The 20376-nt window shown below is 69.8% G+C and carries 20 protein-coding genes; 10 read left to right on the forward strand and 10 right to left on the reverse strand.

Annotated elements, in window-relative coordinates:
* Window positions 1–11: 11 nt before the first annotated feature.
* From ACSG06_RS16635 to ACSG06_RS16645, 3 genes are all read right to left on the reverse strand, one after another.
* Window positions 12–443: a plastocyanin/azurin family copper-binding protein gene (locus ACSG06_RS16635; RefSeq protein WP_440991389.1), complete on the reverse strand. Its 432-nt coding sequence runs from the start codon at window positions 441–443 to the stop codon at window positions 12–14.
* 71 nt (window positions 444–514) lie between these two features.
* Window positions 515–1549: a methylmalonyl Co-A mutase-associated GTPase MeaB gene (meaB, locus tag ACSG06_RS16640; RefSeq protein ID WP_440991390.1), complete on the reverse strand. Its 1035-nt coding sequence runs from the start codon at window positions 1547–1549 to the stop codon at window positions 515–517.
* The gene (locus tag ACSG06_RS16645; protein WP_440991391.1) at window positions 1546–1962 is read right to left on the reverse strand and encodes a cobalamin B12-binding domain-containing protein; all 417 of its coding nucleotides are present in this window, start codon (window positions 1960–1962) and stop codon (window positions 1546–1548) included. Before ACSG06_RS16645 ends, meaB begins: the two co-directional genes overlap by 4 nt.
* A 158-nt stretch (window positions 1963–2120) precedes the next feature.
* Here ACSG06_RS16645 and ACSG06_RS16650 point away from each other — a divergent pair, with 158 nt between their 5' ends.
* From ACSG06_RS16650 to ACSG06_RS16660, 3 genes are all read left to right on the forward strand, one after another.
* Window positions 2121–2723, forward strand: a complete 603-nt coding sequence (locus tag ACSG06_RS16650) for a DUF420 domain-containing protein (protein ID WP_440991392.1) — start codon at window positions 2121–2123, stop codon at window positions 2721–2723.
* An 84-nt stretch (window positions 2724–2807) separates the two neighbouring features.
* Window positions 2808–3359, forward strand: coding sequence for a TlpA family protein disulfide reductase (locus tag ACSG06_RS16655; protein WP_440991393.1), 552 nt, complete (start codon window positions 2808–2810; stop codon window positions 3357–3359).
* Window positions 3353–4069, forward strand: a complete 717-nt coding sequence (locus tag ACSG06_RS16660; RefSeq protein ID WP_440991394.1) for a cytochrome c biogenesis protein CcdA — start codon at window positions 3353–3355, stop codon at window positions 4067–4069. The genes ACSG06_RS16655 and ACSG06_RS16660 overlap by 7 nt, the downstream gene beginning before the upstream one ends.
* Here the strand turns inward: ACSG06_RS16660 and ACSG06_RS22045 are convergent.
* Window positions 3988–4185 (reverse strand): hypothetical protein, encoded by a 198-nt coding sequence (locus ACSG06_RS22045; RefSeq protein WP_502306430.1) that lies wholly within the window; start codon window positions 4183–4185, stop codon window positions 3988–3990. The two genes, ACSG06_RS16660 and ACSG06_RS22045, sit on opposite strands and share 82 nt — an antisense overlap.
* On the opposite strand from ACSG06_RS22045, the gene nucS reads away from it, so the two are divergent.
* A complete protein-coding gene (gene nucS / locus ACSG06_RS16665; RefSeq protein WP_440991395.1) occupies window positions 4145–4903 on the forward strand; it encodes an endonuclease NucS in 759 nt (252 codons plus the stop codon). The genes ACSG06_RS22045 and nucS overlap by 41 nt on opposite strands.
* A gap of 3 nt (window positions 4904–4906) precedes the next feature.
* Here the strand turns inward: nucS and ACSG06_RS16670 are convergent, their stop codons facing one another.
* Window positions 4907–5680 (reverse strand): ABC transporter permease, encoded by a 774-nt coding sequence (locus ACSG06_RS16670; RefSeq protein ID WP_440991396.1) that lies wholly within the window; start codon window positions 5678–5680, stop codon window positions 4907–4909.
* 71 nt (window positions 5681–5751) lie between these two features.
* Window positions 5752–6807: a TrmB family transcriptional regulator gene (locus tag ACSG06_RS16675; RefSeq protein WP_440991397.1), complete on the reverse strand. Its 1056-nt coding sequence runs from the start codon at window positions 6805–6807 to the stop codon at window positions 5752–5754.
* A 305-nt stretch (window positions 6808–7112) separates the two neighbouring features.
* On the opposite strand from ACSG06_RS16675, the gene ACSG06_RS16680 reads away from it, so the two are divergent.
* On the forward strand, window positions 7113–9140 hold the full coding sequence (locus ACSG06_RS16680) for a DUF7997 domain-containing protein (RefSeq protein ID WP_440991398.1): 2028 nt from the start codon (window positions 7113–7115) through the stop codon (window positions 9138–9140).
* Window positions 9141–9200: 60 nt separating this feature from the next.
* On the opposite strand, the gene ACSG06_RS16685 is transcribed toward ACSG06_RS16680, so the two are convergent.
* Window positions 9201–10322: an ABC transporter ATP-binding protein gene (locus tag ACSG06_RS16685; protein ID WP_440991399.1), complete on the reverse strand. Its 1122-nt coding sequence runs from the start codon at window positions 10320–10322 to the stop codon at window positions 9201–9203.
* Between the two features lie 104 nt (window positions 10323–10426).
* On the opposite strand from ACSG06_RS16685, the gene ACSG06_RS16690 reads away from it, so the two are divergent.
* Genes ACSG06_RS16690 through ACSG06_RS16705 form a run of 4 tightly spaced genes read left to right on the forward strand, consistent with a single transcriptional unit; the run spans window position 10427 to window position 16582 of the window.
* Complete coding sequence (locus tag ACSG06_RS16690) at window positions 10427–13177, forward strand: glycoside hydrolase family 15 protein (protein ID WP_440991400.1); 2751 nt, start codon at window positions 10427–10429, stop codon at window positions 13175–13177.
* 34 nt (window positions 13178–13211) lie between these two features.
* The gene (locus tag ACSG06_RS16695; protein ID WP_440991401.1) at window positions 13212–14540 is read left to right on the forward strand and encodes an extracellular solute-binding protein; all 1329 of its coding nucleotides are present in this window, start codon (window positions 13212–13214) and stop codon (window positions 14538–14540) included.
* A 6-nt stretch (window positions 14541–14546) separates the two neighbouring features.
* Window positions 14547–15503, forward strand: coding sequence for a carbohydrate ABC transporter permease (locus ACSG06_RS16700; protein WP_440991402.1), 957 nt, complete (start codon window positions 14547–14549; stop codon window positions 15501–15503).
* A complete protein-coding gene (locus ACSG06_RS16705; RefSeq protein WP_440991403.1) occupies window positions 15500–16582 on the forward strand; it encodes a sugar ABC transporter permease in 1083 nt (360 codons plus the stop codon). Before ACSG06_RS16700 ends, ACSG06_RS16705 begins: the two co-directional genes overlap by 4 nt.
* Window positions 16583–16625: 43 nt before the next feature.
* Here the strand turns inward: ACSG06_RS16705 and ACSG06_RS16710 are convergent, their stop codons facing one another.
* Complete coding sequence (locus ACSG06_RS16710; RefSeq protein WP_440991404.1) at window positions 16626–17567, reverse strand: ABC transporter ATP-binding protein; 942 nt, start codon at window positions 17565–17567, stop codon at window positions 16626–16628.
* A gap of 107 nt (window positions 17568–17674) precedes the next feature.
* Between ACSG06_RS16710 and ACSG06_RS16715 the strand changes: the two genes are divergently transcribed.
* Window positions 17675–18754: an alpha/beta fold hydrolase gene (locus ACSG06_RS16715; protein ID WP_440991405.1), complete on the forward strand. Its 1080-nt coding sequence runs from the start codon at window positions 17675–17677 to the stop codon at window positions 18752–18754.
* Window positions 18755–18760: 6 nt separating this feature from the next.
* On the opposite strand, the gene ACSG06_RS16720 is transcribed toward ACSG06_RS16715, so the two are convergent.
* Window positions 18761–19147: a Zn-ribbon domain-containing OB-fold protein gene (locus ACSG06_RS16720; protein ID WP_440991406.1), complete on the reverse strand. Its 387-nt coding sequence runs from the start codon at window positions 19145–19147 to the stop codon at window positions 18761–18763.
* Entirely contained in the window at window positions 19144–20310 is a 1167-nt protein-coding gene (locus ACSG06_RS16725) for a thiolase domain-containing protein (protein ID WP_440991407.1), read from the reverse strand. Before ACSG06_RS16725 ends, ACSG06_RS16720 begins: the two co-directional genes overlap by 4 nt.
* Window positions 20311–20376: the final 66 nt, after the last annotated feature.

Below are 20376 nucleotides of genomic sequence, written 5' to 3' on the forward strand. Positions count from 1 at the left end.
CGTTCGACGGGTTACTCCGTCACGACGATTTTTCCGGTCATGCCGCCGCGCTCGTGAGGGATGCAGACGTAGTTGTGTTCGCCGGGGACCTCGAACGTGTGTTCGAACGTCTCGCCGACGGGGATGGCACCTCCGCGGCTGTTGAACCAGGCGTCGCGAGCGGCCTGCTCGCCGTCGAAGCCGCCCGAGGCGAAGTACGCCGCGTCCGCGGGGATGGCGTCATCGTAGGCGGTGACGGTGTGGGCCTTGCTGGAGGTGTTCTTCCAGACGACGGTGTCGCCGACGGCGACCTCCAGCTCGCCCGGGCGGAAGGCGCTCGCCGACATACCGATATCGCAGGCGTCGCCGCAGTTCGTCCGGCTCGTCGAGGAGAGTGCGAGACAGCCCGAGAGCCCGACTGCGGTGGCGGTGCCGACCGACGCGAGGAGTGTCCGGCGGTCCATACGCGCGGCTAGGGAGGAGCCACGCATAGGCGTCACGGTTCGTCCAGCGAGGTGAGAACGGCCGACGAGCGCTACTGCTCCTCGATGCAGTCGCGGACCGGCGTCATCACGTCGTCGGCGATGGTGTACGGGTCGGTCTCGCCGGCCATCACGTCGTCGACGAACGCCCCGACGCCGCCGTGGTCGTCGAGTTCGGTCTCGACCAGCCCGGCCGCGTCGTCGCGCAGGAGCGTCCGGATCTCCTCGGCGACGCGCTGGCGGCGACGACGGGTGAGTTCGCCGGACTCCTCGAGGAACTGTCGGTGCTCGGCGAACGTCTCCACGAGGTCGGTGACGCCTTCGCCCTCGATGGCGACCGTCTCGACGATGGGCGGCTTCCACGGGTCGGTGTCCGCGGGCATGTCGAGGTCCATCTCGACCTCGTCGAAGCCGTGGTGTCCCGCGTCGACCGTCGTCGAGCCCTGGCCGAGGTGGACCATCTCGGTCAGCTCCTGGACCGTGCGGTCCGCGCCGTCCATGTCGGCCTTGTTGACGACGAAGATGTCGGCGATCTCGAGGATGCCGGCCTTGAGCATCTGGACGTTGTCGCCCGCGCCGGGCGGGACGAGCACGCAGACGGTGTCGGCCGCGCCGACGATGTCGATCTCGTTCTGGCCCGCGCCGACGGTCTCGATGATTATCTTGTCCTTGCCGAAGGCGTCCATCGCCTTCACGGCGTCAGCCGTCGCTGTCGAGAGGCCGCCGAGGTTCCCGCGGGCGGACATCGACCGGAAGAAGACGTCCATGTCGCCGACGTTCGACGCCATCCGGATGCGGTCGCCGAGCACCGCGCCGCCGGTGTACGGCGACGAGGGGTCGATGGCGACGACGCCGACGGTCTCGCCCTGCTCGCGGTAGTGCTCCGCGAGCTTGTCGACGAGCGTGGACTTGCCCGCGCCGGGGCTGCCCGTGATGCCGATGACCTCGGCGTTGCCGGTGTGCTCGTAGAGGCTGGAGACGAGCTCGCGGTAGCCCGGGTCGCGGTTCTCGATCTTCGTGATGACCCGGGCGAGGGCACGGTGCTTGCCGGCGAGGAGGTCCTCGAGCAGTCCCGCCGACTCGCTCATCGTTCCGGCGCGTGCTCGCGGACGTACTCGACCGTCTCCTCCATCGGCGTGCCTGGGCCGAACACCTCGGCGACGCCCAGCTCCTTCAGTTCCTCCTTGTCGTCGTCCGGGATGACCCCGCCGACGAGGATGAGCGTGTCGTCGAACGCGTCGTACTCCTTCAGGCCGTCGACGATCTTCGGGACGAGCGTGTTGTGGGCACCGGAGAGGATGGAGATGCCCAGCACGTTCACGTCCTCCTGGACCGCCGCCTGGACGATCTCGTCGGGAGCCTTGTGCAGTCCGGAGTAGATGACCTCGAAGCCGGCGTCGCGGAACGCCCGTGCGATGACGTGTGCGCCGCGGTCGTGGCCGTCCAGCCCGACCTTGGCCACGAGACACCGAATCGACCGCTGCGACTGGTCGGTACTCATACATCCACGTTCCCCACGACCGCGTTTTACTTTAACGGAACTCAGGCCGCCTCCAGCGCCCGTTCTTCAACTGAATCTGTTGTAAATCAATGAGGGTGGCAGTTCTGTCCTCCACTGGAAGCGCAAGGACGATGAAACCCCACTCCTAACCCCCGACAATGGCCACCTCAGACGTACGCGGCAGGGTCCGGGACAACGTGCTGACGACGACGGTCGTCCTCTCGGCGCTCGGCTACGCCCTCGTCCTCGGCACGTTCGCCGGGCTGTTCCCCATCTATCCGGAGATCGGGCGGGCGACGACGGACCTGCTCTCCCACGCCATCGCGGTCGTCAACACGGTCGCGACGGTATCGCTCGCGCTCGGCTGGTACTGGATCCGCAACGGCGAGGTCGAGAAGCACCGGGCAGCGATGCTGACCTCGTTCAGCCTCATCCTCGTCTTCCTCGTGCTCTACCTCACGAAGGTCGGCGGGGGCGGCGAGAAGGCGATCGTCGGTGCACCCGACCTCGTCTACGGCGCGTACCTCGTCATGCTCGCCATCCACATCGTCCTCTCGGTGGTGTCGGTGCCGGTCGTGCTGTACGCGCTGCTGCTTGGGCTCACGCACTCGCCCGCCGAGCTCCGGAACACCGCACACAAGCGCATCGGCCGCATCGCCGCGGGGTCGTGGATCCTCTCGCTCACGCTCGGCGTCGTCACCTACGTCATGCTGAACCACATCTACAGCGCGGAGATGCGGCTCGTGAGCCTGCTCGTCTGAGCTGCTCCCCCTCCCGGCGGCGGGTGTGCGTGGCGCACGCACGAGAGACGTGTCGTTATGTCACGTCCTTCGTCAGTACTCAGCATGAGCGAGTTCTCCCGCCGCGACGCCCTCCGTCTCGCCGGTCTCGGTGCCACCGCCGCCCTCGCGGGCTGTACGAGCAGCCTCGGTCTCGGGGGCGGTGGCAGCGACGACTGCACGACCGAGGACGGCGCGTGGCGGACCACGGAGCTGACGGACGTGCTCACGGGCGAGACGTTCACCATCGACTCGTTCGAGAAGCCCGTCCTCGTCGAGACGTTCGCCGTCTGGTGCTCGAACTGCAAGCGCCAGCAGGACGAGCTGATCGAGTTCCACGAGGCGGTCGGCGACGACGTGGTCAGCGTCGCTCTCGACACCGACCCCGGTGAGGACGCCGAACAGGTCCGCCGTCACGCCGAATCGAACGGGTACCACTGGCGGTACGCCGTCTCGCCGGGGCAGGTCACCGACTCGCTGGCGAGCCAGTTCGGCACGTCGATGCTCAATCCGCCGCAGGTCCCGATGCTCCTGCGCTGTGCCGACGGTTGTACCCGCCGTCTGAAGGACGGCCACAAGTCCACCTCGTTCCTCCGCGAGCAGGTCGACGGATGCTAGCGCGGTTCGTCGAGGTGTTCCTCATCGGGGTCGCGACGCCCCTCACCGCGGCCTGTGCGCTGCCACTCTATCCGGGTTTCCTCGCGTACCTCTCCGCGCAGGACGAGGGGGACGGCTCCATCCCGAGCGCCGCGCTCGCCGGCCTCGTGGTCCTCGGCGTCGTCGCGTTCATGGCCGCCGTCGGCGTCGTGTTCTCGTTCCTCCTCGAGGTCTCGCTCACGCTCGTCGTCGAGGTCGTCTCCCCCGTCGCCTTCGCCGTCCTCGCCGTCGTCAGCGTCGCGCTCCTGCTCGACCGCGACGTCGCCAGCTGGCTGCCCACGACGGAGCCGCCGCAGTCCCGCCACCCGGTCGTCACCGCGTTCGCCTACGGGTTCTTCTTCGGGGCCATCGTGCTCCCGTGCAACCCGGGCCTCCTCGCGCTCTTCTTCGCGCGAGCATCGGGGCTGTTCGCCACGCCAGCCGCCGGTTTCGTGGGGTTCCTCTCCTTCGGCTTCGGCATGGGACTGCCCCTGCTCCTCTTCGGCATCCTCTCGCAGTCCAGCGGCGAGCGCGCGACCCGATGGCTCGCCCGACGGAGCAGCGCAATCAACCGCCTGTCGGGCGCCATCATGCTCCCCATCGCGCTCTACTACCTGCTCGTCGTCTTCGACGTCGCCGGCATCGCGCCGCTCGTCGAGCCGTTCTTCGACCCCGTGTTCGGCGTGTTCTGAGCCGTCCCGCGAGCAGTCCCGGGCATCGACGTACAACCGACCGACTTTTGGCGACCGTCTCGGTACCGGTTGGCAGTGCTGACAGAACGATACGACGCCCCGGACGCGGCGACCATCGAGCGGGTCGTCCGCGAGGGCCAGCGCGACGGTGCGATGGTCACCTGTCTCGCGGAGTGCGAGGTGGAGTACGACGGGCGCAGCGGCGGCTACCTCGGACCCGGCGACCGGCTCGTCGTCGCCAAGCCCGACGGGACGCTGCTGGTCCACCGGCCGTCGGGCCACCAGCCAGTGAACTGGATGCCCGCCGGGGCGACCATCAATGTCGAGGAGGACGAGGGCGCGCCGCTGCTGTACGCGCGGCGCTCGAACCCGAACGAGTACCTGCGGGTGTACCTCCACGAGCCGTACCTGCTGACCCGGTTCGACGCCGACGACCCTGCCACCTACCAGGAGCGCGGGACCGAGGCCGAGATGCACGAGTACATCGAGCGCAACCCCGAGATGGCCATCGAGGAGGGCTTCCGCGTGGTCGAACACGAGCGCGAGAGCGTCTACGGCTACATCGACTTCTTCGGGAAGGACGCCGAGGGGCGGCCCGTGGTCGTCGAGGTCAAGCGCCGGCAGGCGACGCTGAACAACGTCGACCAGCTGAAGCGGTATATGGAGCTGTACAGGGGGTCGAATCCCGATGTCAGAGGAATCCTCGTCGCACCCTCGGCCAGCGACCGGGTGACGCGCACGCTGCGGGACGACGGCCTCGAGTTCGTCGAGCTGTCGGAGTTCGCCGTCGAGAAGCGCGAGTCGAGCGAGAAGACGCTCTCCGACTTCCTCTGAATCTCAGTCGGTCACCGGGATCGCCCGGGCGCCGAGCGCGAAGAAGCCGACCGCGAGCACCGCGAGCACCGCCAGCGACTCGACGGCATTCAGCCCCAGGATGACGGTGCCCGACTCCGCACCGGCCCAGATCGCCTGCCGCAGCCCCTGTGCGAAGTACGTCAGCGGCGAGAGCGCGACGAGGGGATGGAACCACTCGGGGAGCATCGACGGCGGCACGAAGGTCTCGGAGAGGAACAGCAGCGGGAGACCGATGGCGTTCGCCGCCGTGATGGCGCCGTCATGCGAGTCCGCGAAGGCACCGAGGAGCGCACCGACGCCGCAGAAGCAGACCACGCCGATGGGGACGTACAGCAGGAGCAGCGGCGAGAAGGTGATGCTCGCCCCCGTCAGGACGACCGTCAGCGCGAGCAGGGCGAAGCCCGCGATGGCGATGATGACCGTGTTGACGAGCGTGTGCGCGAGCAGCCACTCGGCACGCGAGAGCGGCGTCGTCGCCAGCTTCTCGAACCGGCTGCCCTCGCGGTGGCGGGCGACCTCCGACCCCATCCGAGAGAGCGGCGTCTGGAGCACCACGACCGCGAGGTACCCCGGGACGTAGTAGGCAGGGTCCTCGGCGAACAGGCCGCCGCCGGTGGGGTTGGTCTGGACCAGCGCACCGAAGATGCCGACCAGCAGGACCGGGAAGAAGAACGTGAAGAAGACCGCGACCCGCCGGCGCAGGAACGAGTGCCAGGCCGCGACGAACTCGGACCGGACGCGTCTCGCCATCGTCATGGACGGAGGTCGGTCCCGGGGGCGCTAAGGCCCACCGGTTTCGGTCCGGTCTGGAGGAGGGTTCGGCCGCGCTACTCCAGCGGGTCGAGGGTCACCGAGCGGGCCTCGTACTCCTCGATGAACGCGCCGGGACCACCGACCGAGACTTGCTCGCCGTCGACGTCGAGGACGAGCGCGTTCTCGACGGCGAAGGTGCTGCGGACCGGGTCGACGAGTGACTGCCGGACCTCGACGACGCGCCCCGTCATGCTGCGGAACTCGCCGTCGTGGACCGGCCGGGCCTCGACGGTCGCGACGACCTCCACGTCCTGGTTGCGGTGACGCGTCGCCGCGAAGACGGCGTGCCGGAAGCTCTGGAACGTCTGCGGGAGCGGCGGCGGGGAGGCGACGACGGCCTCTTCGGCCATCGGCCAGTAGTTCCCGAAGAACGAGCCGACGAGGATCGGGACGAGCTGCTCCTGTGCGATGGTGACCGCCTGCGTGCCCGTGTTCGACCGTGCGAGGAGCTCGTAGGGGGCGAACAGCCCGAGCCGGGTGTCCACGGTGAACAGCACCGGAGCGCGCTCCGCCCAGACACGGACCACGCTGGCGACCGGCGTCTCGCGGTCCAGGTCGACGCTGGCGGACTCCTCGCCGGTGAGCATGAGGAAGACGAGCACGTCGCGCTCGACCGTCTCGCGGAGCTCGTCCTCGATCTCCGGGAGCAGCTTCGCGGGGATGGAGAGCGTCACCTCGTCCTCTGCCGTCGCGAGGAACTGCCGGAGGCGCTTGATGACCGTCGCGCGCGCCTTCAGGATCTCGAACTCGCGCTCCTGCTCGGTGACGCGGTTCCAGCGGGCGGAGAGGTCCGGCCCGAGCGACTCGAGCTCGGCCGTGAGACGCTGGACGACCTCCTCGGGCGGGTGGGCCTGGATGAGCGTCGGGACCGCGTGGTCGTTCACCTCGACGAACCCCCGGTCGGCCAGCTTCTCGCTGACGCTGTAGACGTAGCGCTTCGAGACGCCCGCGTCGTCCGCGATGGTGCTCGCCTTCGCCTCGCCGTGGTCGAGGATGGCGAGGTACGTGTCGATCTCCTTCTCGGAGAGGCCGAGTCGCTCCAGCCGGTCGGTCAGTGAGGTGTCCTCCATGGTGTCTCCCGGGTGTGTCTCGACACCACGGCACTCCGGCCCTTACCGCTTTCGAGAACCGCGGTCGCGGTACGTACGTGTCGGCGTCTGGGTCCGGGCAGCGTTGGAGCCGGCGATGCGGGAGTCGGCAGTGGTGGTGTCTGCGGTGGATGTGTCTACGGTGGATGTGTCTGCGGTGGATGTGTCTGCGGTGCCGGTGTCAACAGTGGTGGTGGCTTGGCACGGGTCCGGTCACCCGCACCGCTCTGAATCTATGAAATACTATTACAACAAGTTTTATGATTCGGGGCGGCAACGACGAAGCAATGAATCTGCGTGCCTCGATACTCGACTACAGGCGGAGCCGGGACCGCCCGACCAGGTTCCCCGGCGAACGCCGGACCACGGACGGCCGGTTCTCCGGCATCGACGGCCGACTCGTCTACGTCGGCCGCGACGGTCGGCTCGCCGACTTCTCCGCGCCGCTCTCGACGCTGGGCGGCCTCGCCAGGGCGCGGTTCGGCCTCCGTGTCGACGGCGAGACCCGCTGGCTCGATGCCTTCGACGCCAGTGAACAGCGCTACGACGAACACACCGCGCTGGTCGAGACGACGTTCGACGACGGCGATGTCCGCCTCCACCGGCACGACCTGACGGTGGGCACCGGCCACGTCACCCACGTGGACGCCGAGGGCCCCGCAGATGCGCTCGTCTGCTACGCCTCGTTCGTCCCCGACGGCCGAGAGACGCAGGTCGGCCAGCTCGTCCACCGCGGCCGGGACGTCGTCGAGGCGTACCACCGCACCGAGCACGACTTCCTCGCCGCCGACACCGGTTTCGACCGCGTCGAGGGGCGCCGACCGGCGGACTTCGACGAGCTGCTCGCCGAGCACGCACCGGCCGTCCCCGAGGTCGGCGACGACGAGCCGTACGAGTCCGGACAGCTCGGCGGGAACGTCCTCGTCGTCGTCCCGCTGGTCGACGGCGAGGCGACCGTCGCGAGCCTGCTCACCGACGGCGAGATCGAGCGCGAGACGGCCATCGACCGGGTGACCGCGCTCGCGACCGAACACGACGCCGACGGGCTCGCCAGCATCGCTCGCGACCAGCTCGCGGCGCCGACGACGGGGCACCCGGAGACCGTCGCCGCCGACCTGCGGGCGCTCCGGCTGCTCACCGCGCCGGGCGGCGGCCGGGTCGCCGGCCCCGACTTCGACCCGAACTACGCCAACTCCGGCGGCTACGGCTACACCTGGTTCCGCGACGACGCAGAGATCGCCCGCTACCTGCTCGAGGCCGACGATGGGCTCGACCTCGGACTCGACGCGGATCACCACCGAAGCGCGCGCTTCTACCTCGACACGCAGCTCGAGGACGGGAGCTGGCCGCACCGCGTCTGGCCGTCGGACGGCTCGCTCGCTCCCGGCTGGGCCAACGCACCCATCGAGGGTGGCGGCGACGACTACCAGGCCGACCAGACCGCCAGCGTCGTCGCGTTCCTCGCGGCCTACCGCCGACAGCTGGCCGACGAGAGCCTCGCGACGGCCGACGCACCCGCCATCGACGCGCTCGACGACGCCCTCGCAGCCGGTGTGGCGTCGCTCGACGACTGGCTGGGCGACGACGGGCTCCCGGTCGCCTGCCAGAACGCCTGGGAGGACATGACCGGCCGGTTCACCCACACCGCAGCGACGTACCTCCAGGCGTACGCGTCGGTGGCCCGTGCACCAGTCGGCGACCTCGCCAACCGCGCCGAACGACGGACCCGCGATGTGTTCGACGGGCTCGACGCGCTCTGGAGCCACGAGCGGGAGGCGTACGGCCTGCGACTGGTCGACGGCGAACTCGACGCGCGCTTCGACTCCAGTTCGTTCGCGCTGGTCGAGGCCCACCGGGCGGCCGCCGACATCGGCGTCGTCACCGACGACCGGCTCGACCGGCTCGCCAGCCACACCGACAACACCCTCGCGGGGCTCAGCCGGCGGACCGACGAGGTCTACGGCCTCGTCCGCTACGAGGGCGACGACTGGCGGGCCCGCGAACAGGACGACCCGAAGGTCTGGACCGTCGCGACGGCGTGGGGCGCCCACGCGGCGGCCGAACTCGCGGCGCTGTTCGACGCAGCGGACCGTGCGGGCGGGGAGCGGTTCCTGTCCACGTCGACAGCGTTGCTCGCGGAGCTGACGCCCGGCGGGAGTCTCTGTACGGCCGGGGGCTACCTGCCGGAGCAGGTGTTCGACGACGGCACGCCCGACAGCGCGACGCCGCTGGGCTGGCCGCACGCCATCCGGCTCGCGGCCGCCGCACGCGAGGACGTTCGGCCGGTACCGACCGCCGTCGGTGAGGACGACTGAGGCCGGGGAGACGGACTCCGCGACAGGAAACCGACTGCAGAAGCGGTGATCGAGGTGGTTCTAGACGGTGTGTGCTTCGGCGCGGCGTCCCCCGACGGCGACCGCCTCACCCGTTTCGGTGTCGAAGAGGTGGAGCGACGACTCGTCGAAGGCGACGGCCATCGACTCCCCGGGGCCCGGTTCGACCGTCGAGTCGACCCGCGCGATGAACTGGTCGGCCACGTCGAGGTAGATGTAGTTGTCGCTGCCGACGGGCTCGACGACCTCGACCGTCGCGGTGAGGCTCGCGGCCGTACTCCCGGTCGCGGGCGTCACGTCCTCCGGACGGACGCCGAGGACGAACTCGTCGTCGTCGGGCAGCTCGTCGGCCATCCGCCCGGACAGCGGGTAGGCGAAGCCGTCGCTGGCGAGCGTCGTCGTGCCGTCGGTCGAGCGACGGGTGACCTCGACGAAGTTCATGCTCGGCGAGCCGACGAAGCCGCCGACGAACTCGTTCGCCGGGTTCTCGTAGACGTGCTTGGGGGCACCCGCCTGCTGGAGGCGGCCGTCGCGCAGGATGACCATGCGGTCGCCCATCGTCATCGCCTCCTCCTGGTCGTGGGTGACGTAGACGGCGGTGATGTCGAGCTCGTTCTGGAGCCGCTGTATCTCGGTGCGCATCGTCGTCCGGAGCTTGGCGTCGAGGTTCGACAGCGGCTCGTCGAACAGGAAGACTGCGGGCTCGCGGACGATCGCCCGGCCGAGCGCGACCCGCTGTTTCTGCCCGCCGGAGAGCTCGCCCGGCTTCTTCTCCAGGAGCTCCTCGATGTCCATCATCTCGGCGGCCCACTGGACCTTCTCCCGGCGCTCCGCCGTCGAGAGGTCGGTGCTCATCCGGAGCCCGAACCCCATGTTCTGGGCGACGGTCTTGTGCGGGTAGAGCGCGTAGTTCTGGAACACCATCGCCACGTCGCGGTCCCGGGCGGACTGGTCGGTCACGTCGTCGTCGCCGATGTGGATGCTGCCGGCGGTGGCGTGTTCGAGCCCGGCGATCATCCGGAGCGTCGTCGTCTTCCCGCAGCCCGAGGGGCCGACGACCGTGACGAACTCGCCGTCCGCGATGTCGAGCGAGAGCCCGTCGACTGCGACGATGGAGCCCTTGTCGTACTCCTTTCGCAGGTTGTCGATGCGAAGACTGGCCATTACACTGTGTGGGTGCGTGCCAACACATAACTCTTTCCCAAATCTGTGAATCTGTGATTGACTATTTCGTAATCTTTTTCGAGCGTGGGGTTGGGTCACACAGCATGAGTCGACGGACAGACGACGGACGCGACCGGCGGTCACTGCTCTCGGCGCTCGGGACGGGCTGTGTCGCCGGGCTCGCCGGCTGCGGGGGCCGAACCGATGAAGACGACGGGGCGCTGACGACCGAGGCACCGATGGACGAACGCCGGACCCGGACCGACGGCGGCGAGGACCGCGGCGACGGGGAGACGGACCGCCAGCCGGGGCAGCCGCACTGGACGACCGGTGCGAAGCAGGGCGTCGGCACGGTCGCGGACCACCACGCTGCTGACCCGTCGCGGGTCTGGTTCACGCTGACCGACGGTGCGCTGACCGAGCCCCGGTTCCCGCGCATCGACACGCTCGACGCGCGGCACGTGAGCTTCGTCGTCACGGACGGCGGGGGCTACGTCGCACGCACCCACTCGCCGCCCGGCGAGATGGACTCGCTCGACCGGACCGTCGAACCGACAGCGTCCGACGCCCTGACGTTCCGCCAGACCGTGACGGAGACCGGCGAGGCGTACGACTGGACGCTCACCGTCGAGCACGTCGCCGACCCGGCCCGCGACGCACTGCTGCTCGACGTTTCCTTCGAGGCCGACGCGCCGCTCGACTGCTACGTCGTCGCCACGCCGACACCGTCGGGTCGCGCCGAGCACACCGCGGGTGCCCGGCGAGCGCGGACGGAGGAAGGTGCCGACCTGACCGCGACCGACACCGGCGCGGACGGCATCGTCACGCTGGATGCGGACGGGGAACCGGTCGTCGTCGCGCTCGCCCTCGCCGCCGACCGCGGGTTCGACGCGACCGCGGTCGCCGAATCGGCTGCGCCGGGGATGCAGGACTTCCGCGAGACGGGAGCGCTCCCGCCGAACGCGACCGCGGCCGAGGGCGTGCTCACGCTCGTCGGTCGGCTCGCATCCGGAGCCGAGTCGGCCTCGCGGACCGTCGCGCTGGGGTTCGCCACGGACGGCGACGCCGACGCGGCACTCGGGACCGCACGTGACGCACTCGAAGACGGGTTCGAGACGGCCCACGCCGGCTACGTCGGCTCGTGGCGGGAGTACCTCGCACCGGTCGACCTGCCGGCGTCCGTCGCCGACCACGGCGAGCTGGCGGACCAGTACCGCTCCGCCGCGATGGTGCTGAAGGCCGTCGAGGACAAGACGTTCACCGGCGCGGGCATCGCCAGCCCGTCGGTCCCCTGGGGCTCGGCGGTGAGCGCCCGCGAGTCCAGCGACCACGGCTACAACTTCGTCTGGGCGCGCGACCTCTACCAGGTGTTCACCGCGTTCGACGCCATGGGCGACGTCGACAGCGCGGTCGACCACCTGGAGTACGTCTTCGACTACCAGCACGACGGCGAGGGGTTCCTCCCCCAGAACACGTTCCTCGACGGGCGCACACGCTGGGGCGGCGAGCAGCTGGACGAGATCGCCTTCCCGCTCGTGATGGCCGCGCAGCTCGACGCCCGGCACGGCTACGGCTTCGACGAGGCGAGCTACGGCTACGACGAGATCCGCGCGCTGGCGGAGTACCTCGTCCACGGCGGCCCGCGCACCGAGCAGGAGCGCTGGGAGGAGGAGGACGGCTACTCCCCGAGCACCATCGCGGCCGCGGTCGCGGGGCTGGTCTCGGCCGCGCGGCTCGCACAGGCGACCGGTCAGGACGAGGACGCGCTGGTCTACCTCGGCGTCGCGGACCACTGGGCCCGCTCGGTGACCGACTGGTGTGCCACCACGACCGGCACCGACGAGCTGGGCCCGACGCCGTACTTCCTGCGCGTGACCGACGACGCCGACCCGGACGACGGCGCGGTCCGCTCGCTCGCCAACGGCGGCGCGACGTTCGACGAACGCGGGGTCGTCGACGCCGGCTTCCTCGAGCTCGTCCGGCTCGGCGTGACACCGCCCGACGACCCGGTGGTGGAGAACTCGCTCGCCGTGGTCGACGATATCATCCGCGTCGACACCCCCAACGGCCCGGCCTGGTACCGCTACAACGGTGACGGCTACGGCGAACTCGGCCCCGAGAGCAACGCCGGGGCGGGGGCTCCATGGTCGCTCACCCACGAGGGGAAGGGCCGACTCTGGCCGCTCCTGACGGGCGAGCGCGCGGAGTACGAGCTGCTCGCCGGGACGGAGTCAGGGCCGCTCGCGCCCGACGCGCTGCTTCGCGCGATGGCCGACTTCGCCAACGACGGGCGGATGATCCCCGAGCAGGTGTGGGACCGGCCCGAGCCGACCGAGTACGGCTGGGAGTTCGGCGAGGGCACGGCGAGCGCGACGCCGCTGGCGTGGAGCATGGCGCAGTACGTCCGGCTCGCGCACTCGCTCGACGCCGGAGCGCCCGTGGAGACGCCGGCCTTCGTCGCGGACCGGTACGTCGACGGGGCGGACGGCACGGGCGACGCTGAGCGGGCGGACGGTGGGCCACCCGACCCCCCGCCGCTCTCGGTGTCGTGGCCGGACAGCGTCGTCGACGCCGGCGAGGTGACGATATCGGGGACGACCGACGCGGAGGTGGTCCTCGTTCGAACGCCGGACGGGACCCGGCGCGTCGAGCCGGGCGACGGTTCGTTCTCGGTGTCGCTGTCGCTCTCCGACGGCCGGAACCCGGTGACCGTCGTCGCCGCGACCGACGGCTCGTGGGACGCACCGCTGCCTGACCGCGGATTCGCGGCACGCCAGCGGACCGTCTCGGTGGTCGACAGCGGCCGCGAGGGGACCGAACGCTCGGGTGATACACAGTCACACCCGAAGAACTAAATACACGAACACATATTTCATCATAGATTCAGGCATGAGTCAGCACAGGAGGAAGCTGCTTGCGAAGATGGCGGCCACAGCGGCGCTCGGGAGCGTTGCGGGGTGTCTCGGCGTCCAGGAATCGAGCGAATCGAACACGACGGAGCCGGACCAGTCGACCGAGACGGCCACCTCGGACGGCGAGAACGACGACGGCTCGAACGAGCAGGAGGGCCTGCCGATGCTCGAACCCGAGAACTCGGGGGGCTCTGCGACGCTCTGGCACGCCCGCCGCGAGGCGGAGCGCCGGAGCCTGCAGGACCAGGTGAGCCGGTTCAACGACGAGTACGACCAGTCCGTCAGCGCCGACGAGGTCGCCGAGCTCGGCACGCGGACCGAGACCGCCATCCCGGCGGGCCAGGGGCCGCACTCGTTCGACCACGCCCACGACTGGGCCGGGAAGTACTACCAGAACGGCTGGGTCGTAGACGAGAGCGACTCGGTCCGGCTCGACCTCTCCGAGTACTTCACCGACGTCGCCGCGCAGGCGGCGCAGTTCGACGGCGCGACCGTCGGCCTGCCCTACGCCGCCGAGACCGTCGGGCTCGTCTACAACACCGAGCTGGTCGACGAGCCGCCGGAGACCGTCTCCGAGATGCAGGCCATCATGGACGAGCACCACGCTCCCAGCGAGGGGACCTACGGGCTCAGCTACCCCGTCGACCCCTACTTCGTCAGCGCGTGGGTCCACGCGTTCGGCGGGTTCTACTACGACGACGGCAACGACGAGCTCGGGCTGGAGAACAGCGAGACCGTCGAGGGCCTCCAGTACTACATGGACAACTTCGCGCCGTACATGCCGGACTCGCCGGACTACGGCGCACAGGCCGACGTGTTCAAGCAGGGCCGCGCGCCGTTCGCGATCAACGGCCCGTGGTTCCTCGGCAGCGCGGCCGACGCCGGCATCGACACGGGCGTCGCACCGCTGCCCACCGCCGACGGGAGCGAACCCTCGCCGTACACTGGCGTGAAGCTCCTGTTCTTCTCGAAGAAGATGGGCAACGGCTCCGACGCGAACGCGACCGCCAGCCGCGAGTTCGCAGAGTGGTACACCACGAACACCGACGTGCTCCGGACCCTCGCCGAGGAGCACTCGTACATCCCGGTCCACCGGGAGCTGGCCGACAGCGACGACCTGCCGGACACCGTCGGCGGCTACGCCGCGGCCGTCCAGCAGGGCTACGCGATGCCCACGAACCCGAAGATGCAGGGCGTCTGGGGACCGGTCGGCGACGCCATCACGCGGGTCTACAACGGCCAGGCCGAGCCCGAGGGCGCGCTCGCGACCGCCGCGGACGAGGTCCGCGACAACTGGAACAGCTGATACGCGATGTCCACCGCCACCGACCTCGCACAGCGCGCACGCGAGTCCAGCGTTACCCCCTGGGTTCGCGACAACGTCGGGCTGTTCCTGGTGCTGCCGGGGCTGTTCCTGTTCTCGGCGTTCATGTTCTACCCGGTGCTGTACCTGCTGTACCTGTCGTTCACGAAGGCGACGAACGCACCGCCGGCGAGCATCCACAGCGGGAACGAGCAGTTCATCGGGCTGGAGAACTACGTCTCCATCCTCGCTGACCCGAGCTTCTGGAACTCGATGGGCGTGACCTGGCTGTTCGTGGCGACGAGCGTCGTGCTCAAGCTCGCGTTCGGCATCGCCGTCGCGCTCGTGCTCACCGGCGAGCGCGTGCGCGGCCAGCGGTTCCTGCGCTCGCTCGTCATCCTGCCGATGGGCCTGCCCGCCGTGTTCTCCATCACGGTCTGGTCGAAGATCTTCGACAACGCCCGGTACAGCCTCTCGAACAAGATACTGCTCGAGCTCGGCCTCGAGAAGGCGAACTGGATGACCGAGCGCTGGCTCGCCTTCTTCACCTACAACGTCACCGAGGTGTGGCTGGCGTACCCGTTCATCGTCATCATCACCGTCAGCGCGCTGCAGGACGTGCCCGAGGAGCTGCACGACGCCGCGCGGGTCGACGGTGCGGGCTACTTCCACCGGTTCCGGCACGTCACGCTGCCCGCAATCAGGCGGCCGGTGCTGTTCGGTGGCATCCTCACCTCGGCGGCCTCGTTCCAGCAGTTCCTCATCCCCTTCATCTTCAACGACGGTGGCCCGGGGTCGGCGAACTCGCTGCTCATCCACTACGGCTACACCGAGGCGTTCGGCCAGACGCCGCCGGCGTACGGGCGTGCGGCGTCCATCATGATGTTGACACTCCTGTTCATCGGCGCGTTCATGTGGCTGAACGTGAAGAAGGGCAAGCTGGCCGAGGGGGTGGACGAGCGATGAGCCTCCTCCGTTCGGTCGCCCGGAGCGTCGGCGGCGACGTGAAGACCGTCGCGACGGCACCGAAGCGCGCCGCCGAGGAACTGCGGTACACCCTCGTCGGCCTCCGGACGGGCGACGTACGGCCGCGCGACGTCGCCTGGACCGCCGTCTCGACGCTCGGGGCGCTGCTGGTCGTCTCGCTGCTGCTGTTCCCCATCTACTGGGTGCTGAAGCTCGCACTCTCGGGCGGGAGCGGGTCGTTCTTCGCCACCACGGGGATCGACCTGCTCCCGACGGACCCGACGTTCCAGACGTTCGTCTGGGTCGTCGGCGACCTCATCCTGCCGAGCTACCGCATCACGCTCGCCATCCCGGGAACCGGTTCGGAGGTGTTCCTACAGACGCCGGAGCTCGTCGTGCTCGACGCCAGCGCCCACGGCGTCGAGTACCCCAGCCGCTTCCAGAAGTACCTCTGGAACAGCGTCACCGTGGCCGTCCCGACGGTCATCCTCTCGATGTGCATGATCGTCCCCGGCGCCTACGCGCTGTCGCGTCGCGAGTTCATCGGGCGCGGGAAGCTGCTGTACGGCTACGTGCTGTTCACGCAGGTCGGTGGCGGCATCGGCATCGCGAGCCTCATCGCGCTGTACGCGCTGTTCGTGCAGTACGGGCTGACCGCGGACAAGTTCGCGCTGGCGTGCTACTACGCCGCGACCGCCGTGCCGTTCAACACGTGGCTGCTGAAGACCTACATGGACGGTATCCCGAAGTCCTACGAGGAGGCAGCCTACGTCGACGGCGCGTCGACGCTCCGGGTCGTCTGGGAGGTCATCCTCCCGCTGTCGAAGGCGGGGCTCGCGACGGTGTTCATCTTCACCTTCCTCGCTGGCTGGACGGAGTTCGTCGTCGCCCAGACGGTGCTGACGACGGACCAGTACACGCTGCCGGTCGGGCTCTACCTGCTCGTCAGCGAGTACTCGACGCCGTGGCCGAAGTTCTCGGCGTTCGCGCTCACCTTCGCGCTGCCGATCATGCTCGTCTACCTGCTCGCACAGCGGTACATCGAGGACGGGCTCTCCTTCGGCGGCGTCGAGGGCTGAGGGCGCCCCGTCTTCCGCCGCGCCATCGCCGGCAGACGCTCGTTCAGTCGTCCGTCGCCGGCTCCGACGCCGGCACCGGCTCCCCGCTTCTCGGCGCGTACCGCTCCCCCGCGAGCGCCAGATAGACGTCCTCCAGCGACGGCTCCGCCCACGCCAGTGCCGTGTAGTCGACGCTGGCACGGTCGAGCGCGTCGACGACGCCGCCGATCTCGTCGGGTTCGACGCCCTCGGCGACGACGCGGTCGCCGTCCACGCGCGTCTCCCGGCCGAGCGCGTCGGCTGCTGCACGGACGTCGCCGTCGACCGTGACGGTGAGCCGCCGGTCGCCGCCGTGCTCGCGGACGAGCTCGCCCGGTGTGCCGACCGCGACGAGGTCCCCGTCGGCGAGCAGGCCCACCCGGTCGGCGAGGCGCTCGGCCTCGCTCATGTCGTGGGTCGTCAGGAACACCGTCGTCCCGCCAGCGGCGAGCTCCTCGATGCGGTCCCAGAGCGTGCGCCGGCCGGCCGGGTCGATGCCCGTCGTCGGCTCGTCGAGGAACAGTACGTCGGGGTCGTTGACGAGCGTCGCTCCCAGACAGGTCCGGCGCTGCTGGCCGCCCGAGCAGTTCTCGTACCATGTGTCGGCGGCGTCGGTGACGCCGACCTCGGCCACGACCTCGTCGACGTCGCGGGCGTCGTCGTAGAGCCCGGCGTAGTAGGCGACGACCTCGCGCGCGGTGAGCCGGCCCGGCGGCGAGAACGACTGCGGGAGCACACCGAGGCGCGACTCGTCAGCGTCCCGGGGGGAGGACCCGAGCAGCTCCACCGCCCCCTCGTCGGGGTCGACGGTGCCGGTCAGCGACCGGACGAGCGTCGTCTTCCCGGCGCCGTTCGGTCCGATGAGCGCGAACACCTCGCCGGCGTCGACCGACAGCGAGACGCCGTCCAGCGCCGTCGTCTCCCCGTACGTCTTGCAGAGCCCGTCGGCGGCGAGTACCGTCGTCATGGCCCGCCGTTCGCACCCCAGGGGGTAAGACCCTCCGACTTCCGGCGGAACGGGTGGAAAATTCCAACTGTCGGCAAGATTAAGTTACAGCGCGCCGAAGTTCACGTATGAACCTCAAGAGGGCACTCGCGTCGGCAGGCATCGCCGTCGGTGCCGTGGCAGCGACCAACGAGCTACTGTCGCGCCGTGCCGAGCCACTGGAACCCGCACTCGAGGGCGAGCAGCGGACCTACCGCTGGCGGGGGATGGACGTGGCGTACACCGAGGCCGGTGACCCGGACGCCCCCGACCTGCTGTTCGTCCACGGCGTCAACGCCGCGGGCTCCAGCCAGGAGTGGCACGAGATCTTCGAGCCGCTCTCGAAGGCCTACCACGTCGTCGCCGTCGACCTTCCCGGATTCGGCCGCTCCGACCGGCCGCCCATCGACTACACCGGCGAGCTGTACGAGGACTTCGTGACCGACTTCGTCGAGGACGTCACCGACAGCCCCGAGATCATCGCCTCCTCGCTGTCGGGTGCGTACGCCGCCACCGCGGCCGGCCGGACCGACGTCTCTCGGCTCGTGCTCGTCTGCCCGACCGACTCCTCGATGCCCGGCGGCAAGCGGCCACTGCTCAAGCGCGCCGTCCGGTCGCCGCTGCTCGGCGAGGCCATCTTCAACGGCATCGCCTCCAACCCCTCGCTGGAGAACTTCAGCGCCGACCACGGCTACTACGACATGACGGGCTACAGTCGCTCGAAGCAGTCCTACCAGTGGCAGACCACCCACCAGCCCGGTGCCCGCTTCGCGCCGGCGTCGTTCATCAGCGGCTACCTCGACCCCGACACGGACCTCGAGTCCACGCTCGCCGACCTCGACATCCCGGTGACGCTCGTCTGGGGCCGCGAGACCGACACCACGCCGCTCTCGGAGGGACGCCGGCTGGCCGACGCGACCGGCGCGAAGCTGGTCGTCGTCGACTACGCGCGACTGCTCCCCCACGACGAGCATCCGGACAAGTTCGTCGAGGCCATCGAGGACGACCTCCCCGAGATCAGCGGCGAGGTGTTCGCCGAGGAGCGCCGGCAGAGCCTCGAACGCGAGCGCGCGGCGGGACACGAACCGGACCCGAACGTCGCCGTCGAGGCCGAACACGACACCGACGCCGTCGAGATCGACGTCGAGGACACCGGCTCGGAGAACTGAACGCCGCTACTGCGGTCTGAAGACGACGGCGCGGTCGCCGGTCGTCTCCGTCTCCATCACACCCACAGCGACGGTCATCCCGACCTCGACGTCGCCGGGGTCGGCCTCGACGATGCCGGTGATGCGCGCCGGCCCGAACCGCGCGATGGCCGTCGCGAACGGCGCGTCCTGCTCGAAAGCGGGCGTCGGCACGTGGACGACGGTGAACGTCTCCACCTCGCCCGTCTCCGGCAGCCGCTTCTCGGTCAGCTCGCGCGAGCCCGTCGCGGGGTCGACACGTCGCGGGGGCAGCCAGCCGTCGCCGTCCGGCCCCTCGAGGTAGTACGCCTCGCCGTCCTCGACCGCGTCGAGCCAGTCGTCGTATCCCGCGTCGTAGGTCTCGTCGTCGCTCATCGTGCCACCTCCAGCACGTGAACCACGGCACTCGCGACCGTCCCACCCGCGTTGTGGGTCACGCCGGTCGTCGCTCCCTCCACGTACTCGCTGTTGGGGTGGTCGCCCCGGAGCAGCGAGGCCATCTCCGCGAGCTGGGACGCACCGGTCGCGCCGACCGGGTGTCCCTTCGCCTTCAGACCACCGGAGAGGTTCACCGGCAGCTCGCCCTCGCGGGTCGTCCTCCCCTCGCGGGCCGCCGAGATGCCCTCGCCGACCTCGAACAGGCCGAGCGACTCCATCGCGAGCACCTCCGCGATGGTGAAGCAGTCGTGGACCTCCGCGACGTCCACGTCGTCGGCGACGATGCCGGCGTCCGCGTACGCCTCGGCGGCCGCCTCGTCGGCTGCGGGCGAACGCGCGAGGTAGTCGCGGTCGTGCAGCGCCACCAGGTCGCCACCCTGTCCGGTCCCCGTCACGGCGACGGACGCGTCGAGGTCGTGCTCCTCGGCGTACGCCTCCGAGGTGAGCACGAGCGCGCTCGCGCCGTCGGAGATGGGGCAGGAGTCGTACAGTCCGAGCGGTTCGGCGACCATCGGCGCCTCGATGACGTCCTCGGTCGTGATCTCGCGCTGGTACTGTGCCTTCTCGTTCGGGACGGCGTTCTCGTGGTTCTTCACCGCGATGGCGGCGAGGTCCTCGCGCTCGCCCCCGTACTCGCTGAAGTACGCGTTCGCCATCAGCGCGTAGGCGCCGGGGAACGTCATCCCCGCCTTGACCTCCCAGAGGTCGTCGGCCGCGATGGCGAGCGCCTCCGTCGCGCCCGCGGTCCCGAGGTTGGTCATCCGCTCTGCGCCGCCGACGAGCACGACATCCCGCTCGCCGTTGCGGATGTTCTTGACGGCCTCGGCGACCGCCACGCCCGAGGAGGCACACGCCGCCTCGTAGCGGGTCGCGGGCGCGTCGACGCCGACGGCCTCGGCCATCAGCGGACCCTGGTGGCCCTGGTGTTCGGCGAGCTCCCCCATGAAGTTCCCGTAGAACAACGCCTCGACGTCGTCCTGGTCGACACCGGCATCGTCGAGTGCGTCCAGCCCGGCCTCCGCGAAGAGGTCCCGACCGGTCCGTTCCGGTGACGCACCGAACTTGGTCAGTCCGACACCGGCGATTCGTACGTCGGTCATCAGGGAGAGATTGTCCACACACGGTTTAATATGTCGTGGTTAATGGGTCAACCCGCGCACGGGCGT

The sequence above is a fragment of the Haloarchaeobius baliensis genome (assembly GCF_052060055.1).
Taxonomy (GTDB): Archaea; Halobacteriota; Halobacteria; order Halobacteriales; family Natrialbaceae; genus Haloarchaeobius; species Haloarchaeobius baliensis.

Coding starts and splice junctions, on each gene's coding strand:
- ACSG06_RS16635 (WP_440991389.1), bottom strand. CDS start 443: ATGGACCGCCGGACACTCCTCGCGTCGGTCGGCACCGCCACCGCAGTC.
- meaB (WP_440991390.1), bottom strand. CDS start 1,549: ATGAGCGAGTCGGCGGGACTGCTCGAGGACCTCCTCGCCGGCAAGCAC.
- ACSG06_RS16645 (WP_440991391.1), bottom strand. CDS start 1,962: ATGAGTACCGACCAGTCGCAGCGGTCGATTCGGTGTCTCGTGGCCAAG.
- ACSG06_RS16650 (WP_440991392.1), top strand. CDS start 2,121: ATGGCCACCTCAGACGTACGCGGCAGGGTCCGGGACAACGTGCTGACG.
- ACSG06_RS16655 (WP_440991393.1), top strand. CDS start 2,808: ATGAGCGAGTTCTCCCGCCGCGACGCCCTCCGTCTCGCCGGTCTCGGT.
- ACSG06_RS16660 (WP_440991394.1), top strand. CDS start 3,353: ATGCTAGCGCGGTTCGTCGAGGTGTTCCTCATCGGGGTCGCGACGCCC.
- ACSG06_RS22045 (WP_502306430.1), bottom strand. CDS start 4,185: ATGGTCGCCGCGTCCGGGGCGTCGTATCGTTCTGTCAGCACTGCCAAC.
- ACSG06_RS16670 (WP_440991396.1), bottom strand. CDS start 5,680: ATGACGATGGCGAGACGCGTCCGGTCCGAGTTCGTCGCGGCCTGGCAC.
- ACSG06_RS16675 (WP_440991397.1), bottom strand. CDS start 6,807: ATGGAGGACACCTCACTGACCGACCGGCTGGAGCGACTCGGCCTCTCC.
- ACSG06_RS16680 (WP_440991398.1), top strand. CDS start 7,113: ATGAATCTGCGTGCCTCGATACTCGACTACAGGCGGAGCCGGGACCGC.
- ACSG06_RS16685 (WP_440991399.1), bottom strand. CDS start 10,322: ATGGCCAGTCTTCGCATCGACAACCTGCGAAAGGAGTACGACAAGGGC.
- ACSG06_RS16690 (WP_440991400.1), top strand. CDS start 10,427: ATGAGTCGACGGACAGACGACGGACGCGACCGGCGGTCACTGCTCTCG.
- ACSG06_RS16695 (WP_440991401.1), top strand. CDS start 13,212: ATGAGTCAGCACAGGAGGAAGCTGCTTGCGAAGATGGCGGCCACAGCG.
- ACSG06_RS16700 (WP_440991402.1), top strand. CDS start 14,547: ATGTCCACCGCCACCGACCTCGCACAGCGCGCACGCGAGTCCAGCGTT.
- ACSG06_RS16705 (WP_440991403.1), top strand. CDS start 15,500: ATGAGCCTCCTCCGTTCGGTCGCCCGGAGCGTCGGCGGCGACGTGAAG.
- ACSG06_RS16710 (WP_440991404.1), bottom strand. CDS start 17,567: ATGACGACGGTACTCGCCGCCGACGGGCTCTGCAAGACGTACGGGGAG.
- ACSG06_RS16715 (WP_440991405.1), top strand. CDS start 17,675: ATGAACCTCAAGAGGGCACTCGCGTCGGCAGGCATCGCCGTCGGTGCC.
- ACSG06_RS16720 (WP_440991406.1), bottom strand. CDS start 19,147: ATGAGCGACGACGAGACCTACGACGCGGGATACGACGACTGGCTCGAC.
- ACSG06_RS16725 (WP_440991407.1), bottom strand. CDS start 20,310: ATGACCGACGTACGAATCGCCGGTGTCGGACTGACCAAGTTCGGTGCG.